This is a genomic window from Herbaspirillum sp. C7C8 (genome assembly GCF_022627875.1).
GTDB lineage: Bacteria > Pseudomonadota > Gammaproteobacteria > Burkholderiales > Burkholderiaceae_D > Herbaspirillum.
In genome coordinates, this window is record NZ_JABXGG010000015.1 from 18,040 (window position 1) to 34,769 (window position 16,730).

Consider the following 16,730-nt stretch of genomic DNA (forward strand, 5'->3'; position numbering starts at 1 on the left):
TGATCGGTACGGCACATCGGCGCAAGTGTGTCACGCGCGAGACGCCAAACACAGGTGCACAAATTCTACGCTGAAAGCGGACTCACGCTTCGCATCACGGGATTCAGGCAGGCTGCGGGTCAAGCAGGTCTTCAATGGCCGCAATATCCACCGCATCCCGCTGCTCCGCCCTCAGCAGTTCATCGGCATAACTGCGCCACAAGCCACTGTGCAGGAAGTAGCGGAACAGTTCCGTATCCAGATGCTGCTCCCGGCACATCCTGGCCATGATGCGCAGCGATTCCGACAAGGTCTTGGCCGGCTTGTAAGGACGGTCCGCTGCGGTCAGCGCTTCGAAGACGTCGGCCAGCGCCATCACCCTGTCCTGCAAGGGCAGTTCGGCTGCGCGCAGGCGGCGCGGATAACCGCTGCCATCCATCTTCTCGTGATGATTGGCAGCGGTATCGGGCACGCTCTTGAGCGAGTCCGGCCACGGCAGGCGCTTCAACATCACCAGCGTCTGCACGATGTGGTTGTTGATGGCGAAGCGGTCTTCCTCGGTCAGCGTGCCGCGCCGTACCGTCAGGTTGTGCAGCTCGCCCATGTTCTGCCGGACCTGCGGCAAGCGCATGTCGAAGCCCAGAGTATTGCGCGGATCGCCCCGTTCAACCGGCGGGCGGTGCCCCTCTTCCCAGGCCACCTCGTGCTCGGGACGATCGGCCAGCAACTGCTCGGTGCAGGGAAGCACCTGCTGCACCTGAGCGCCACGCGCGGCGGCGAGCCGCCGGCTCTCTTCGTCAGCCAGACCCAGGCTGTCATCGAAATGACGCTGCCAGGTCTGCGTGGCGATCTGGCGCAGGCGTGCGATGGCCTCGTCCGACATGGCCTCGCCGCCAACATTGCACTGCGCGACAAAGGCAAAATCCTCGCGCAACTGCTGTCGGCGCTGTTGCAGCTGCACGCGCCAGGCTTCGGCCTGGGCCGGGGGCAGGGTGGTGTAGAGCTCGCGCAGCAGATCCAGTTCGGCATCACGCCACAGAACCTCGAAGCGCATGCGCACTTCATGGATGCGGTTGTGGATCACTTCCAGCTTGGTGGCCTTGTCCACGATGTGCTCGGGACTGGTGACCTTGCCGCAGTCGTGCAGCAGCGCGGCCAGCTGGAAGGCATAGCGCTGGTCTTCGTCGAGCCGGAAGTCGGCATAGCGGCCCTGGTCTTCCTGCGCCAGCCGGTCCACCAACTGGATGGCCAGGTGCGGTACCCGCTCGCAGTGGCCACCGGTGTAGGGACTCTTCGCATCGATGGCATCGGCCATGAGACGGATCAGGGACTCCAGCAGCGCCTTTTGTGCGGCGATCAGCTGACGTGTCTCGATGGCCACGGCCAGCATGCCCGAAAGACGCCGCGCAAAGGCCAGGAAGCGCGGATCCTCGTGGGCGCTGTCATGGGCGTGCATGAGCACCAGCAGACCTTCAAGCGAGCCATCGCGGCCACGCAGATCCAGCTCCACCCGCAGGCGGCCATCCTCGGTCTCGCGTGCTTCAAGTGCACAAGCGGCCCCGGCAGCCTCTGCGCCCTGCTCGTCATAAGCCATGCTGTCGGCCAGGCCGCATTGCTGGCCATAGGCCGCAGCCCGCTGCATCTGGCTGCCCTCGCGCTGCCACAGATAGACCGCGCCACCGTCGCAGCGCGTGGCCTGCACGAACTTCTCCAGCACCTGCTGCAGCATTTCTTCGACATGCGTCTCGGTACTGAGGATGGCGCTGATGTCGAGGAAGGCTTCTACCGTCAGACTCACGTGGTCCACCATGTCGGTGAGCATGTTGATCTCGCGCAGGGTGCTGCGACGCCGGTTCTGGATGCGGAAGTCGAAGCGCGACATGCGTCCGGCCCGCAGGGCGAGTCGCTCCATGCTGCGGCCGATGGCGCGTCCGGCCCACCACCCCAATGGCAGGAAGGCCAGCACCACCAGAAAGGCCACCAGTACCAGGGTCTTGCGATTGCGGTCGAGCTGGCCCAGCAGCTCGTCGCCGGGGGCCGCAATGAGCAGCTTGAGGGCATGGCCGTCGATGACATTGAAGGGCAATGACAGACCCAGCCACTCCCGTCCGCCCACGCTGTAGAGCGTGCTGGTCTGGCCATCCCGTGCGCGCTCGGCCAGGTGCGACAGGCTCGGTACATCCAGCTCCGGCAGGCCCCGGAAACGGAAGTGCTCGCCGTCCTGCTCCAGTACGCGCGCCATGTCGCTGTAGGCGATCACGCGCTGGTTCTCGTCCACCAGCGCCAGCTCACTGTGGGGCGTCAGGCGCAGGTTGCCCAGACTGGCGGCGAGGTCATCGAGTGTCATGTCGATGGCCACCACGGCATCGGTGTTGCGGGCACGCTGCGACAGGCTGATACCGATCTGGCGCGTGGTGAAAAATACGTAAGGGGCGGAGATGGAGGGGATCAGCGAACGGTCCGCCGTGGCGTACCAGGGGCGCGTGCGCGGGTCGAAGCGATAGCCGGCCTCGTCGCGCAGGCTCAGCAGTTTCAGTTCGGCGTCGTAGAAGCGGTATTGCCCGTGCTGCGCACCGTGGGCATCGTGCACGATGGTCTGCACGAGGAAAGCCGATGCAGTCGGCGCGGAGAAGAAAGCGCGCTGCTCCGCACCCCGCAGCGAGCGCACCAGCAGGAAGTCGCCATTGGGATAGCCCACGTAGACCGCCGACACCAGCGGATTGGCAACCAGGTCGATGGAGAAGGCCGCGATGCGCGTGAGGCGCTCATCAAGCCGGGTGGATTCGGTGATCGGATCGAAGGCCAGCTGGCGCAGCGTGGCCACGGCAGGGTCGATGATGCGTCGCGAGCGCTCGGTCATGATGCGCCCGGCATCCTCGGCGGAACGCTCGGCCATGTCCAGCAGCACCTGGCGTGCCCCCCACCAGCCTACTGAGACCAGCACCACCGCCAGCAGGACCATGCCCGCCATCACCAGTGCGGAAATGCCGAAGCGCACCGGCAGACCAGGCACGGTGGCGTCGTCATCAGAGGGATCAAACAAGGGGCGTTCGGGAAGGGGCATCGAGCACGCAGTGACTGGGTGACATGCAGCGGAACCCGCGATGCCATCGGCGCCGCCCACCCACCGGCGCACAACGGGACACGGCCTCTTTTATCTCCGCGTCAATATACCGGAATTACGTTGGGCCAGCAAAAAGCGGTCACGCGGCGTCTGCGGGCGTGGCCCGGTGGCGGCGACACGCCGGACATGCCGACAGAAAAACCACACATTTATCAACAGATCACGGCACGTTGTAGCAATTGGTGTACAATACGACTTGTACTTGCATCAAGTTGTATTCTTGTTGGTTCCAATTCCGCCTGACTGTCGTTCCCTCCTCGGTCGTTCTGTTTTCTTTCCTTCGGTTTCAGTTCTTGGTTTCAAGTGCCTTCCAGGCAGATGCCTTCATTCGTCCCAAACTTTCCAGAGGAAACAAACATGAGCACTCAAACCGGCGTAGTCAAATGGTTCAACGATGCCAAGGGCTTCGGCTTCATCACTCCTGATGCCGGCGGTGCCGACGTCTTCGCGCACTTCCAGGACATCCAGTCCAACGGCTTCCGCAGCCTGTCGGAAAACCAGCGCGTGTCCTTCGACCGCGGTGTCGGCCCCAAGGGTGAAAAGGCTACCAACATCAAGGTCATCTAAGACCGCGATTTTCGCGCAAGCGAAGCAGGATATCCCCGCTGTCCGCGCCTGAACGTCCCCGGAATTCCATACGCTCCAGGGACCAGGCCGGCAGACTCCGCAGCCCTTTCATGTCGGCGCGAATTCTTTCGCAGACGCTCACTTGGCAGATAGCCAGGGAGGGTCGGTTCCGAAGGAGAGGGCAGCGCAGGGCGTCGCCCTTGCCAGAGACTCCCCTGTGGCCGTGCAGATAGTGCGGGCAGGTGAACTTTGACGGCAGGGGCGCGTCGATCACGGCGCAAGCCGTGTAGCAAATAGTTAATTAATCGCTCGTAGAAGCGTGACACCGGACCGCACCAACGGCGGCTTCCGGTCCACAACACATGGGCCTGCTCGCACTCACAGATTGAGTGGGAGCAGGCCCACTACCTGGATTGCGACCGCACCGGCCAGATAGACCGGGCAGGGCACTCTCGCAGCACCTGGCAGATCGCCAGGGTCATGAGGGAATCCAGCGTTAATCAATGAACGGCCCATCTGGTTTCAGATGGGCTTTTTGCGTTCTGGAACCGGATAAACGATATAAATGATTTAATCCGCCTGCACCTGCGCGCCATCCAGCAGCTGCAAAGCCTGCGCCACCACCGCCTCCGGCGTGATCCCGAAATGCCGGTACAGCACATCGGCCGGTCCCGGTGCGCCGAATCCCGTCATGCCGACGAAACCACCGCGCTCCCCCAGGTAGCGATCCCAGCCAAAGCGCAGCGCCGCCTCTATCCCCACGCGCACCGTATCACTGCCCAGCACGGCGTGACGATAGTGGCTGTCCTGCTGGTCGAACAATTCCCAGCATGGCAGTGAGACCACCGCCGTAGCCACGCCACGGGCTTCGAGCAGATCGCGCGCAGCGCAGGCGATGGCGACCTCCGAGCCAGTGGCCAGCAAGGTGACCTGGCGCGCCCCGCATTGCGCCTCTGCCAGCACATAGCCGCCGCGCGCACTCAGATTGCTCACCTCGAAACGCTTGCGTACCGGCGGCAAGCTTTGTCGAGCCAACACCATGCTCACCGGCCCGCTCCGGTGCTGCATGGCGACTTCCCAGCATTCCACCACCTCGCTGGCATCGGCCGGACGCATCACCAGCATGTTGGGCATGGCGCGCAGCGCGGCGAGGATTTCCACCGGCTGATGTGTCGGCCCGTTCTTGCCGATGCCAATGGAGTCATGGCTGAACACGAACTTGACCGGCAAGCCCATCAACGCGGCCATGCGCATGGCCGGGCGTTCGTAATCCGAGAAGGCCAGATAGGTCACGGCCAGCGGGATCACGCCGCCATGCGCGGCCATGCCATTGGCCATCGCGCCCATCACATGTTCACGCACCCCGCAATGCACGTAGGCACCGCTGCGGTCGGCGGCAGTAAAGGCGTTGAGCGAACCCTTGTGCGCGGTCGGTGCTTCGAGATCGGCGCAGCCGACCATGCGTTCCGGGATCACTTCGGCCAGCAACTGGTTGAGGGCGGCCGAGATCAGGATGCCGCCTTGCGCCTGCGCGGGCTCATGCGCGGTGCGTTTGAATTGCAGCAACACGTCCTGCCATCGGTCGGGCAAGTCACCGCGCAGGAGGCGTTCGAATTCGGCGCGTTGTGTCGCCGGTAGGGCCTGCAGACGCCGCTGCCAGGCCGCATGTTCATCGCGATGGCGCTGACCGAATCCGCGCCACGGCGAGAGGATCTCCGGTGGAATCTCGAAGGGCGCATGCGGCCATTGCAGCAGCGCGCGTGCGGCCTGGGCATCCTCCGGATACAGGCGGGCACTGTGACCGCCGCGCTGGCCCTGCACGCGCGGGATACCACGTCCGATGACGGTACGGCAGGCGATCATCGAAGGCCGGTCCGAGGCGTGTGCGGCATCCAGTGCGCGCGAGACGGCATCGATATCGTGCCCGTCCACTTCCACCACATGCCAGCCCGCCACGCGGAAGCGCTCGGCCACGTTCTCGCTGATGGAGAGCTCGGTGGCGCCATCGTCGGTGATCTGGTTGTCGTCCCACAGCAGGGTGAGCTTGGACAGACGCAGGTGACCGGCCAGCGAAATCATTTCCTGGCCGATGCCTTCCTGCAGGCAGCCGTCGCCGACGAAGGCATAGGTGCGATGGTTGACGATGTCGTCGCCGAAACGCGCATTCAGATAAGCCTCGGCCACGGCCATGCCCAAGGCATTGGCGATGCCCTGGCCGAGCGGACCGGTGGTGACTTCGATGCCCAGATGCGGCGCGTATTCCGGATGGCCGGCGCAGTGCGAGCCGAACTCGCGGAAGTTGCGCAGTTCCTCCAGCGTGATGTGTTCGTAACCGGTGAGGTAGAGCAGGCTGTAGAGCAGCATCGAGCCGTGACCATTGGAGAGCACCACGCGGTCGCGGTCAGGCCAGGTCGGGTCGTCCGCATGAAAGCGCAGATGGCGCGCATACAGGGCCGTGGCGATCTCGGCCATGCCCAGCGGAACGCCCTGGTGGCCCTCGGTGGCACGCACGATGGCATCGATGGACAGGAAGCGGATGGCATGCGCCAGCGGCTGCAGGGGATGTGGGGTCATGACAGCAAGGCGCGCCGACCCGGTGGCGGGGCGGTGCGTCAGTCTCCGTTGTAATGGTGGAGGCTTATTCTTGGCGCGCAGTGCACATGCAGGCAAGCGATGAAAATTCAGGCTTGGCTGAATTGGCTTCAACTAGACGAAATCGTTCCGCTCTCTTCGCGCAACCACTGCAGGAACAGCACCACCTCAGGCCGCGACTTGTTGCGCGCCGGACAGACCGCGAAGTGTTGCGTGATCTCCAGTGTCATGCCCTCGGCAAACACCGGCTGCAGGCGAGTGCTGGCCAGATGGCCGGCACCGAAGGCGTTGCTCTCGAAGACCACGCCCAATCCCTGTACCGCCGCTTCGATGCTCATCATGGCGCGGTCGAAGCGCAGTGCGATGCGTTCCGGGCGCAGGTCCGGTGCGTGGCGGGCAAACCATTCCGGCCATTGCAGCAGACTGCCGCGCGACTGGATCAGCGGTGCCCGCACCAGGTCTTCCGGTGTCTCGATGCGGTGACGTGCGAGGAAGTCCGGGCTGGCCATCGGAATCACCTGCTCCGACAGCACCGGTTCGATTTCCAGATCCGGCCAGTGCGGCACGCCACAGCGGATATCCAGGTCCACCTGTCCGATCTCGAAATCGGATATTTCCGGCGAGGCCGACAAGCCGAAGGCAATCTCCGGATGGCGCTGCGTGAAGCGGCCGATGCGCGGCATCAGCCAGAGGCTGGCAAAGCTGGGACTGGAGTGGATCTGTAGCGAATTCTCCACGCCATGCCGCAGATCGTCGGTGGCCGAATTGATCGCACCGAGCGCACCGGCCACCCGGTTGAGATAGCTCTGCCCTGCCGGCGTGAGTTCCACCCCCTTGGTGGAGCGCTCGAACAGACGCAGCCCCAGCAGCTTTTCCAGTCGCGCGACCTGGTGGCTGATGGCCGAGGGCGTCAGGTGCAGTTCGGCAGCGGCAAGGTTGAAACTCTTCCTGCGCGCGATCGCCTCGAAGGCCATCAGGGAGGTCAATGGAGGAATCATGGTGTCTCGGTTTTTTGCTCTTGTGAAGGATTCTGCTGCGCTACAGCATGCACCGGCGTGGGCGTGCGGCCGATTTTAGCGCATCGATGCGGCAGATGAAGCTTCGTCACATTTCCATGACAAAGCATCACTTGTCGGCGTCGGATGAAAGTTCGAAGATCGCCGCCAGAACAACAGGCAGACACCCATCCACGGGCGCCATGGCAGCGCAAGCCGCCGGTCGGCGAGGTGGCGCAGGTCTTCGCTGTTGCTCGTTCGCATGCCACTTTCAGGAGACCACACCATGCTGCTCAAGAACAAAGTCGCCGTCATCACCGGCGGCGCCGGCCTCAACGGCCTGGGATTTTCCACCGCGCGCCTGATGGCCGCACAAGGCGCACGCGTCGTCATCCTCGATCTGGAACGCGCCGAGCCCTCGACGGCAGCGGCTCGCCTGGGCGAGGGTCATCTGGGCCTGGTGGCCGACGTCACCGACAAGGCGTCCTGCGAGGCGGCGGCGCAGGTCGTGCTGCAGCAGTTCGGTCGCATCGATATCCTGGTCAACAATGCCGGCATCACCCAGCCGGCCAGGTTTCTCGACATCAGCGGCAAGGACTACGACCGTATCCTCGACGTCAGCCTGCGCGGCACGCTCTACATGTCACAGGCCGTATTGCCGGCCATGCGCGCGCAGCAGAGCGGTTCCATCGTGTGCATCTCCTCGGTGTCGGCCCAGCGCGGTGGCGGTATTCTGGGCGGTCCGCACTATTCGGCGGCCAAGGCCGGGGTACTGGGGCTGGCGCGCGCCATGGCGCGCGAGTTCGGACCGGAAGGCATCCGCGTCAATTGCGTCACGCCAGGTCTCATCTCGACCGACATCAACAAGGACATCCTGAGCGCGGAGAAAAAGGCCGAGATCGCCCAGACCATTCCCCTGGGCCGCCTGGGCGGGCCGGAGGATGTGGGCGGCGTATGCGTGTTCCTGGCCAGCGACCTGTCGCAGTACTGCACCGGCATCACGCTGGACGTCAACGGCGGCATGCTGATCCATTGAGTTGTTCTGGCGCCGGCGTAGCGGCCGGCGCGGCTTCATCGATTCCCACCATGAGTTCTAAAAAAACGACAGGAGACAGAAGATGAAAGACGAGATCGCATCCAAGAAATTCCACCGCCGCCAGGTATTGAAGGCGAGCGCCGTGGCCGCTGCATTGCCGCTGTTTTCCATTCTCACGCGGCCGGCCAGTGCGGCCGAGTTTACTTATAAATTCGCCACCGGCCAGGACCCGTCCCACCCGGTCAACAAACGCGCCCAGGAAGCCATCGACCGCATCCGCAATGCCACCAACGGACGCATGGAGATCAAGCTGTTTCCGGCCAACCAGCTGGGGTCGGATACCGACCTGATGTCGCAGATCCGCAATGGCGGCGTGGAGTTCTTCAATCAGGCCAACACGGTGCTCTCCACCCTGGTGCCGGCAGCCGGCATCGTCAATACCGGCTTTGCCTTCCAGGATTACGCCGCCGTCTGGAAAGCCATGGATGGCGCCCTGGGGGCCCATGTGCGCGCACAGATCGAGAAGGTCGGCCTGTTGGCCATGTCCAAGCCCTGGGATAATGGTTTTCGCGAGATCACCACCTCGACCAGGCCGATCAGGAGTGCTGCCGACGTCAAGGGCCTGAAGCTGCGCGTGCCGGCGGCACCGATGCTGACCTCGCTGTTTTCGGCGCTGGGCGCGAGCCCCACACCGATCAACTTCAACGAGGTCTATTCCTCGCTGCAAACCAAGCTGGTGGAAGGGCAGGAAAATCCCCTGGCCATCATCAGCACTGCGCGCCTGTACGAAGTACAGAAATTCTGCACGCTGTCCAATCACGTATGGGATGCCTACTGGATCCTGGGTAATCGTCGCGCCTTTGAAAGGCTGCCCAAGGACATCCAGGAAATCGTGCGCCGTGAACTCGACCAGGCCGCTACCGATGAGCGTGCCGACATCGCCACCTTCTCCGGCATGGCGCGCAATGACCTGGCGGGCAAGGGTTTGCAGATCATCGAGGCCGACAAGGATTCGTTCAAGCAGGCGCTGGCGCAGGCCAACTTCTACAAGGACATGCGTGCCAAGTTCGGCGAGGACGCCTGGAAACTGCTGGAAGGCAGCGTAGGGGCGCTGGGCTGAAATGAAAAAGGCCGGACGATGGTCCGGCCGCTCGTATCGCGCTCAGCGCGGCCCGCCACCGTGGCCGCCATCGCCCCAGCCGCCGCGTGGCCCACCTCCGCCGCCCGGTCCCGGCCCGCAGAACCAGGGGGCGCAGACGCAGCCACCCAGTGTGGTCAGCAGCAGTGCTGCTGCCAGCAGTGTCGTCAATCGTTTCATGGTCAACCTCATGCAAAGAAAAGGAAAGAGATGCAGTGAGGCAGCATTGAACACCGACAGTTTGCTAAGCGCAGTCAGGCAATTGCAACAAAGGATGTCGACACCTTTCGCACAGGCTCAGTCAACACCGTGCACGTGTTCCTTGTTCATGTGCGCAGCTCCCGGTGAAAACGGATGGCCAGCAGAGAGGCTTCGGGCTGCGGTCAGTCGCAAAGCGGGGATGATTGCATGGCGCCATTGCTGCGCCATGCTGCTGTACTCAGGATCAGGCCGAGGTATCGATGATGTTGCCAATGGCCTTGATGCCCGAACTCACGCTGTCGGCCACCGAGTGGGCGGCCGAGGAAACGGCATCGACCGTGGTGTCGTAGGCGCTCTCGATGTCATCACCGACTTCGGAGGCGACATTCTTGATCGGCTGGATGATGGTGTTGTAGAAGCTGCTGTTGCTGGAGGAGACCGAAGATACGCTCATGTGAAACTCCCTTGTAGTAGGTAGGCAGCCGGCATCCCCCTCTGGTGAGGGAGATGCGGACAGGAGTTCATCATAGGCAAGCGCGCCGCCCCTGCAAAGGTGCGGACGGCCCTGCAACGGGTAAAGAAATGCAATGCCTTGTAAAGCGGTGTTGGCATGTCGTTGCAGCGACATGCCCTGCCCACTTACTGCGCCAGCGCCAGGGTCGATTCCTTCTGGCGTGTCGCGGTGGCGGCTGACGCAGCAGCCGGCGAGCGCGGGCTGCCGTAGCTGATCTTGAATACCGAGACCGCCTGGCTCAGCTTGATGGACTGGTCGCGCAGGTTTTCGGCGGCTGCGGCCGCCTGCTCCACCAGGGCGGCATTCTGCTGCGTGGTTTCATCGATGGCATTGACGGCCTGGTTGAGCTGCTCGATGCCGCCGCTCTGTTCGTTGCTGGCCACCGTGATCTCGGCCATGGTCACCGCCATGTTTTCCACCGCGCCCCCGAGGTCGCCCATGGCTTGCGCGGTTTCGCGCACCAGCTGGTTGCCGCTTTCGACCTTGGCGCGCGAGTCGTCGATGAGACCCTTGATGTCCTTGGCCGCGGCGGCCGAACGTTGCGCCAGGGTCCGTACTTCGGATGCCACCACCGCAAAGCCGCGCCCTTGCTCGCCGGCGCGGGCGGCTTCGACGGCGGCGTTGAGCGCCAGGATGTTGGTCTGGAAGGAGATGCCGTCGATGAGTCCGATGATGTCCACGATCTTGTGCGAAGCGGCGTCGATCTCCTGCATGGTCTTGCCCATGCGTTGCACCGACTGGCTGCCGCGCTGGGCGATGGCCGAGGCCGATTGCGCCTGGCGGTCGGCGTTGGCGGCCGAGTCGGCATTCTGGCGCACGGTGGCGGCGAACTGCTCGACACTGGAGGCCGTCTCCTCCAGCGCCGAGGCCTGCGATTCGGTGCGGCCCGAGAGGTCCATGTTGCCGCTGGCGATCTCGCCGGTGGAGATGGTCATGGATTCGACGTTGCGGCGTACGTCACCGATGATGGCGCGCAGGTTCACGTTGAGCTGTTGCAGGGCTTGCAGCAGCAGTCCCATATCGCCGCGTGCATCGGTATCGATATGCAGATCGAGGTCGCCACCGGCCAGGCCATGGACAGCCTTGATGGCGCGTTGCAAGGGCGCCACGACGCTCGCATGCAGCACCGCCCACGATCCCAGCAGCAGGACGGTGCCAGCCAGCGTGCCCAGCCAGACCGCATACGGGCTGCCCCCGGCTGATTGCAAGGCACTGCCGGCCACGGCACCACCGAGAATGAACATGAGCGTCAGTACGCTCATGAGCCAACCCAGTCGCCTGGCCAGCGACAGATCACGCAGCCCCTGCAGCCAGCCGATCAAGCCGGTGCGCGCCACTGCGCCGCGACGGATGCGCAGGCCGCGCGCCTGGCCGGCGACGAAGCGGCGATAGGCGCTCTCGGCAGCCTGCACCTGTTCCCGTGTGGGGCGCGTACGCACCGACATGTAGCCGACCGCGCGGCCGTTCTCGCGCACCGGGGTGACGTTGGCCTGGACCCAGTAGTAGTCGCCGTTCTTGCAGCGGTTCTTGACCAGTCCGTTCCAGGGCAGTCCTTCCTTGAGGGTGGCCCACATGTCGGCGAAGGCTTCGCGCGGCATCTCGGGATGGCGCACGATGTTCTGCGGTGCCCCGATGAGCTCCTCTTCGTCGAAACCGCTGATGTCCACGAAGTAGGGATTGACGTAGGTGATGTTGCCCTGCAGGTCGGTCTTGGAGACGATGGACTTGCCATCCTCCAACAAGCGTTCATTGGTGGTGATCGGTAGATTTGTGCGCATGCTTGCCCCCCATTGCCCTGACCGGTCCTGACGTTGCGGGATCACGGTCCTGCCGCTGTTATAGAAAGCCGTCGCACTTCTTCCCCAAGCGCGACGACCCTGGTGTAAAGGCGTTCTGTGGCCTTTCCGCTTCTCATGCAGGCTGCCAGCCTGTGTCCGGCCTGGTCGGCGCAACGCGGAAACCACGATCATCAGAATCTAAACCCAGGTCCGCGCTTTCAATCCTTTAAACAGGCAGACCTTTCCATGGGTGCATCAGAAACAGGGGCAGCAGAGGCTTTGATGGGTGGAAACTGTTTCCACCCGTCATCGTCATCGTCACCGGCAGGCCGGGGCGCAGATCATTGGCGCGGCTGTACCTGAAACAGCACGCCCTGCGGGACCACTTCTACCGAGAGCAACTGGTCGGCCACCACTTCAGTCATGCGCTGGCCGGGATTGTCCAGGGCGACCGTGGTGAGTCGGGTAATCAGGGGCAGCAGCTTGTCTTGTCCACCGGAGATGAAGCTGCGCGCGGCACTGGTCGCACAGATCAGGAATTCGTCACGGGCGCCGGGGACCTTGTTGGTCATCATCACGCCGACGTTGCGCAGCTCGCCCTTCTTGTTGAGCGTACCGATGAGCGTGGTCTGGGCCGGCCCCACGTGGGTATCGAGCACATATTCGTACTGGCCCGGATGCAGGCGCGCCGCATCGAGCATGTAGAGACGGGCCATGTGCTCGGGCTCTTCCACGTTCATGTCCTTGAGTACGTCGGCCAGGCGCTTGTTGAAGCGATCGGAGAATTGCCTGGGGGTGACGCCCAGCGTGGTCTGCGCCGCTTCATGGGCGGCCAGTTCGTCGTCGATATGACGATCACAGCCCGTGGCCAGGATCACGGTGGTCAGCAGGGCGCAGGACAGAAGACGCAGCGGGGAACGGAGAAGTGTCAGCATGTTCGTCAGAATGTGGCGTGTTTCCTCGAACCCATTTCATCAACAGGCGTGAGATGGATTGAGGCATTGTGCATCATTGCCGCTACCTCCAACCTGTCGCAGATCAAGCGTGCAGGCCGGTTTGTGTGGGTTGGTGATAAAGTACCTGGCCGACAACAAGGCAATACTACAACATCCGATCCGACGCCAAGCCCATGACAGACTCTCCCTCCGGCCCGCTTCCTCCTGCGGGCGCCCCGTCCGATCTGCACGAACTGCGCGAGCTCATCCGCCGTTTTTCCGGCGAACGTGACTGGCTGCGCTTCCACACGCCCAAGAACCTGGCCATGGCCCTGTCGGTGGAGGTGGCCGAGCTGATGGAACATTTCCAGTGGCTGCCCACCGGCGCCGACCATGAACTGGACGATGCCGCGCGCACGGGCATCCGTCATGAAATGGCCGATGTGCTGGTCTATCTCATCCAGCTGGCCGACCACACCGGGGTGGATCTGCGCAGCGCAGTGCTGGAGAAGATGGAACTGAATCGCCGCAAGTACCCGGTCGAGCTGGCTCGTGGCAATGCGCGCAAATACAGTGCCCTGGCCAGCCCGGCCGATGATGCCGATGAAGGCGCGCCCGATGCCCCGACTCGCACCTGAGGCTGGCCTCTTCCTTGCTTGCCCACTTCCCACGTTCGCTGCCCGGAGCCTGCCTTGACCAACTGGAATGACGGTTACGTCGTCGACATCGCCTATACCTACGGCTACTACCCCGGCATGAATCCGGCACGCCTGCCCTTGGCCTTCGCCTTCCACGGCCTGCAGGCGCCGGCCATCCAGACTGCCTGCGAACTGGGCTTCGGCCAGGGGCTGTCGACCAACTTCCACGCTGCGGCGTCCACCACGCGCTGGTGGGGCAATGATTTCAATCCCTTGCAGGCCGCCTTCGCCCGGGAGCTGGCGGCCGCCAGCGGCAGCGGCGCGCAGCTGGAGGACTCCAGCTTCTCGCACTTCTGTCGTCGCGACGATCTGCCGGATTTCGATTTCATCGCCCTGCACGGTATCTGGAGCTGGGTGTCCGAAGACAACCGCTCCATCATTCTGGATTTCATCGACCGCAAGCTCAAACCGGGCGGGGTGCTCTACCTGAGCTACAACACCCAGCCGGGCTGGTCGGCTTTCATGCCGCTGCGCGACCTGCTGGTGCAGCACACGCAACTGGCCGGCAACGAGGAACGCGGCCTGCCTACCGCGGACCGCATCGAGGCTGCGCTGGCCTTCGCGACGCGTCTGTTCGAGACCGACCCGGTCTACGCCCAGGCCAACCCCTTCATGCGGGACCGGCTCAAGCTGCTGTTGCAGCAGCCGCGCAGTTACCTGGCGCACGAGTACTTCAACCGTGACTGGCATGCCGAAGCGTTTGCCGAGATCCATCGTCGCTTCTCGCCGGCGGGTTTGCAGTTTGCCTGTCCGGCGCACTACATCGACCATCTCGACATGGCCAACCTGACGCCCGCGCAGCGCCAGTGCCTGGCCGGGATCGACGACCCGGTGCTGTACCAGAGCACGCGCGATTTCATGGTCAACCAGACTTTCCGCCGCGATTACTGGGTCCGTGGCGCCCAGGTGCAGGACGAGCGCCAGCGTGTGCAGGCCCTGGCGCTGCAAAGCGTGGTACTGCTGACCGAACCGGACAAGGTGCCGCTGACGATCCAGAACGTGGCCTCCGAGATCACGCTCAACCGCCTGATCTACGAGCCCATCCTGCAGGCGCTCTCGGACTACCGGCCGCATACTCTGGTGGACCTGGCGGCCTCGCTGGCGCATCGCAATCTGAATCTGGCGCAGGTGATCGACTCGGCCCTCATGCTCATCGGTACCGGCCACGCCGCACCGCTGCCTCCCGAGCCCGACGCCGCCACCCAGGCCCAGATCGCGCGCCGCACGGCCGACCTCAATGCCTATCTGCTGCAACGCGCGGCGCTGGTGCTGCCGGACAGCCAGGAGGGCGACATCAGCCACCTGGTCAGCCCGCTGACCGGAGGCGGCGTGAAGGTGGACCGGGTCGAGCAGTTGTTCCTGCTGGCGCGTGAAGTCTGCGGCGATGACGTCGAAGCCTGGCCCGCGCAGGCCTGGCGGCATATCGCCGCGCAGGGCAAGCGGCTGGTACGCGATGGCGTGCGGCTGGAAGCCGAGGATGAGAACCTGGCCGAACTGGCCACCCAGGCGCGACTGTTTGCACGGACCCGGCTCCCCCTGCTGCGGGCCTTGCAGGTGGCCTGATCCGGCGCGCAATGCGCGTTGCATCGCAGCGCACTAGCCTGTAGCATTCCGCGTGGCCGTATTGTCGGCCTGCACGGCCGCATCTGCCGCATCTGCCTTGTCTGCCATCGAGGCGCCGAAGCTCTCTTTAAGGAAAGTCGGTTTCCAGCTTATGTCCCTGTCCCGCAAACTCCAAACACGCCTGACCCTGGCCGGCACCGCTGCCGCGCTGCTGACAGCCATCGTGCTCACCGCCATGGCCCTCAATGGCAGTACCCAGGGCCTGGCCGTCGCCGCCGTGCTGCTGGTGCTCGTATCGGCGCTGCTGTCCTGGGGGCTGGCGCGGCAGTTGCTGCAACCGTTGTCCGAGCTGGAAGCTGGCATGCAGCAGCTGCAGGATGAGCACAAGCAATTGGTGGAGCAACGTGACGATGCCCGCACCCACCTGGAAGAAATGGAAAAGACTCTGGCCCGCGTGGGTCTGGAGGATGCGCTCACGGGCCTGGCCAACCGACGCCAGTTCGAGCGCGGACTGCTGGAAGAATTCAACCGTGCGGCCCGTACCAGTCTGTCGCTGGCCATCATCATGATCGACATCGATCTCTTCGACGAGTACAACGCCAGCTATGGCCGCATGGCCGGTGACAAGGTACTGCGCCGCGTCGGCAGCGCCATCCGTGATACCAACGTGCGCCCGGAGGATCTGCTGGCGCGCTTCGGTACCCAGGAGATCGCCGTGCTGCTGCCCGGCTCGCGCCTGGAAGGCGCGCTGATCGTGGCCGAGCGCATCCGCACGTCGATCGAGCAACTCAACATCGAGCACAGCGCCAGTCCTACCGGCCGCGTGACCATCAGCATCGGCATTGCTGCCGTGGCACCGCAGCGCCAGGTGGACGAACCCGATACCGTGCTGCGCGAATCGGAACAGGCGCTGGCGCTGGCCAAGGCGTCGGGCCGCGACTGCATTCGTACCAGCGAAGATCTCGTGAAGGCGTCGATAGCGTAGCCACCCCCAGGACCCAATGACAATGCCGCGCGATGGTTGCCCACCGCGCGGCATTTTTCATGGGGCTGGCCCAGCTCGGAGTCAGGGTTGCTCGGGCCCTGGGACCAGGAATTTGGATTTGGCGCAATACATCTTGGCGTTGGTGTCGTTGTAGACGATCTTGCTGCCGGCCTGCGACTGTCGCACCGGATAGGCCGAGTCATCCTCGGGCGTGAAGCGGATGCCCAGCGCCGCCTTGATGGCATCGCTCAGCTTGACCGGCGTGGTCTTGAAGTAGGCGCCGATGAAATCAGCCTGGCTGTTGCTGTCATTGACCAGGAAATCGGTGGGCTGCATGCCCCACAGCGAGACATTGGAGGCCTTGAACCAGTAGGCACCGCCCTCGGTCTTGTAGGGCGGGCCGAAGGCGGCGACCAGGTAATCGAAGAAATACTTGCTGTTGAGCTGGTTCAGGCACAGCAGGGCATTGCCGACTTCGATGCCGAAGCTGGGCTGCGGCGCGGCCTGAGCCGCCGGTGCTGCAGCCATGGCACCGGCCAGCGTGAGCACCAGCGCAGACACGCGCGGACGCAGGCAGGTGCACAGGCGAGATACGATCTTCAAGCGAACTCCCGGAAATTGCCGT

At 63.8% G+C, this 16,730-nt stretch carries 14 protein-coding genes; 6 read left to right on the plus strand and 8 right to left on the minus strand.

The window, feature by feature from the left end; genetic code table 11:
• Positions 1-103 precede the first annotated feature (103 nt).
• Positions 104-3,043 (minus strand): HD domain-containing phosphohydrolase, encoded by a 2,940-nt coding sequence (locus HWE01_RS17040; RefSeq protein ID WP_241822394.1) that lies wholly within the window; start codon positions 3,041-3,043, stop codon positions 104-106.
• A 417-nt stretch (positions 3,044-3,460) separates the two neighbouring features.
• On the opposite strand from HWE01_RS17040, the gene HWE01_RS17045 reads away from it, so the two are divergent.
• The gene (locus HWE01_RS17045) at positions 3,461-3,670 is read left to right on the plus strand and encodes a cold-shock protein (RefSeq protein WP_006461922.1); all 210 of its coding nucleotides are present in this window, start codon (positions 3,461-3,463) and stop codon (positions 3,668-3,670) included.
• A gap of 570 nt (positions 3,671-4,240) precedes the next feature.
• On the opposite strand, the gene HWE01_RS17050 is transcribed toward HWE01_RS17045, so the two are convergent.
• Both HWE01_RS17050 and HWE01_RS17055 read right to left on the minus strand, forming a co-directional pair.
• Positions 4,241-6,286 (minus strand): transketolase family protein, encoded by a 2,046-nt coding sequence (locus HWE01_RS17050; protein ID WP_502798452.1) that lies wholly within the window; start codon positions 6,284-6,286, stop codon positions 4,241-4,243.
• 86 nt (positions 6,287-6,372) lie between these two features.
• Positions 6,373-7,260 (minus strand): LysR substrate-binding domain-containing protein, encoded by an 888-nt coding sequence (locus HWE01_RS17055; RefSeq protein WP_241822395.1) that lies wholly within the window; start codon positions 7,258-7,260, stop codon positions 6,373-6,375.
• A gap of 283 nt (positions 7,261-7,543) precedes the next feature.
• On the opposite strand from HWE01_RS17055, the gene HWE01_RS17060 reads away from it, so the two are divergent.
• On the plus strand, positions 7,544-8,293 hold the full coding sequence (locus tag HWE01_RS17060; RefSeq protein WP_008325277.1) for an SDR family NAD(P)-dependent oxidoreductase: 750 nt from the start codon (positions 7,544-7,546) through the stop codon (positions 8,291-8,293).
• Between the two features lie 82 nt (positions 8,294-8,375).
• On the plus strand, positions 8,376-9,413 hold the full coding sequence (locus tag HWE01_RS17065) for a TRAP transporter substrate-binding protein (RefSeq protein WP_241822396.1): 1,038 nt from the start codon (positions 8,376-8,378) through the stop codon (positions 9,411-9,413).
• Positions 9,414-9,455: 42 nt separating this feature from the next.
• Here HWE01_RS17065 and HWE01_RS17070 read toward each other — a convergent pair whose 3' ends face one another.
• The 4 genes from HWE01_RS17070 to HWE01_RS17085 all read right to left on the minus strand — a co-directional run bounded on the left by HWE01_RS17070 (position 9,456) and on the right by HWE01_RS17085 (position 12,859).
• Positions 9,456-9,611 (minus strand): hypothetical protein, encoded by a 156-nt coding sequence (locus HWE01_RS17070; protein ID WP_008325281.1) that lies wholly within the window; start codon positions 9,609-9,611, stop codon positions 9,456-9,458.
• A 265-nt stretch (positions 9,612-9,876) separates the two neighbouring features.
• Positions 9,877-10,086, minus strand: a complete 210-nt coding sequence (locus HWE01_RS17075) for a hypothetical protein (protein ID WP_008325282.1) — start codon at positions 10,084-10,086, stop codon at positions 9,877-9,879.
• A 185-nt stretch (positions 10,087-10,271) separates the two neighbouring features.
• Positions 10,272-11,924: a methyl-accepting chemotaxis protein gene (locus HWE01_RS17080; protein ID WP_241822397.1), complete on the minus strand. Its 1,653-nt coding sequence runs from the start codon at positions 11,922-11,924 to the stop codon at positions 10,272-10,274.
• A 341-nt stretch (positions 11,925-12,265) separates the two neighbouring features.
• Positions 12,266-12,859, minus strand: coding sequence for an attG domain containing protein (locus tag HWE01_RS17085; RefSeq protein ID WP_241822398.1), 594 nt, complete (start codon positions 12,857-12,859; stop codon positions 12,266-12,268).
• A 194-nt stretch (positions 12,860-13,053) separates the two neighbouring features.
• Here HWE01_RS17085 and HWE01_RS17090 point away from each other — a divergent pair, with 194 nt between their 5' ends.
• The 3 genes from HWE01_RS17090 to HWE01_RS17100 all read left to right on the plus strand — a co-directional run bounded on the left by HWE01_RS17090 (position 13,054) and on the right by HWE01_RS17100 (position 16,105).
• Entirely contained in the window at positions 13,054-13,497 is a 444-nt protein-coding gene (locus HWE01_RS17090) for a nucleotide pyrophosphohydrolase (RefSeq protein ID WP_175344284.1), read from the plus strand.
• A gap of 54 nt (positions 13,498-13,551) precedes the next feature.
• Positions 13,552-15,120 carry a methyltransferase regulatory domain-containing protein gene (locus HWE01_RS17095; protein ID WP_008325293.1) on the plus strand — a complete coding sequence of 523 codons (1,569 nt, stop codon included), beginning with the start codon at positions 13,552-13,554 and terminating at the stop codon, positions 15,118-15,120.
• Between the two features lie 151 nt (positions 15,121-15,271).
• Positions 15,272-16,105: a GGDEF domain-containing protein gene (locus HWE01_RS17100; RefSeq protein WP_008325294.1), complete on the plus strand. Its 834-nt coding sequence runs from the start codon at positions 15,272-15,274 to the stop codon at positions 16,103-16,105.
• An 81-nt stretch (positions 16,106-16,186) separates the two neighbouring features.
• Here HWE01_RS17100 and HWE01_RS17105 read toward each other — a convergent pair whose 3' ends face one another.
• Positions 16,187-16,708, minus strand: coding sequence for a hypothetical protein (locus HWE01_RS17105; protein WP_008325295.1), 522 nt, complete (start codon positions 16,706-16,708; stop codon positions 16,187-16,189).
• Positions 16,709-16,730 lie beyond the last annotated feature (22 nt).

Bases quoted from the DNA above. Each gene is read 5' to 3' on its own strand.
- HWE01_RS17040 (WP_241822394.1), bottom strand. From the start codon at position 3,043: ATGCCCCTTCCCGAACGCCCCTTGTTTGATCCCTCTGATGACGACGCC.
- HWE01_RS17045 (WP_006461922.1), top strand. From the start codon at position 3,461: ATGAGCACTCAAACCGGCGTAGTCAAATGGTTCAACGATGCCAAGGGC.
- HWE01_RS17055 (WP_241822395.1), bottom strand. From the start codon at position 7,260: ATGATTCCTCCATTGACCTCCCTGATGGCCTTCGAGGCGATCGCGCGC.
- HWE01_RS17060 (WP_008325277.1), top strand. From the start codon at position 7,544: ATGCTGCTCAAGAACAAAGTCGCCGTCATCACCGGCGGCGCCGGCCTC.
- HWE01_RS17065 (WP_241822396.1), top strand. From the start codon at position 8,376: ATGAAAGACGAGATCGCATCCAAGAAATTCCACCGCCGCCAGGTATTG.
- HWE01_RS17070 (WP_008325281.1), bottom strand. From the start codon at position 9,611: ATGAAACGATTGACGACACTGCTGGCAGCAGCACTGCTGCTGACCACA.
- HWE01_RS17075 (WP_008325282.1), bottom strand. From the start codon at position 10,086: ATGAGCGTATCTTCGGTCTCCTCCAGCAACAGCAGCTTCTACAACACC.
- HWE01_RS17080 (WP_241822397.1), bottom strand. From the start codon at position 11,924: ATGCGCACAAATCTACCGATCACCACCAATGAACGCTTGTTGGAGGAT.
- HWE01_RS17085 (WP_241822398.1), bottom strand. From the start codon at position 12,859: ATGCTGACACTTCTCCGTTCCCCGCTGCGTCTTCTGTCCTGCGCCCTG.
- HWE01_RS17090 (WP_175344284.1), top strand. From the start codon at position 13,054: ATGACAGACTCTCCCTCCGGCCCGCTTCCTCCTGCGGGCGCCCCGTCC.
- HWE01_RS17100 (WP_008325294.1), top strand. From the start codon at position 15,272: ATGTCCCTGTCCCGCAAACTCCAAACACGCCTGACCCTGGCCGGCACC.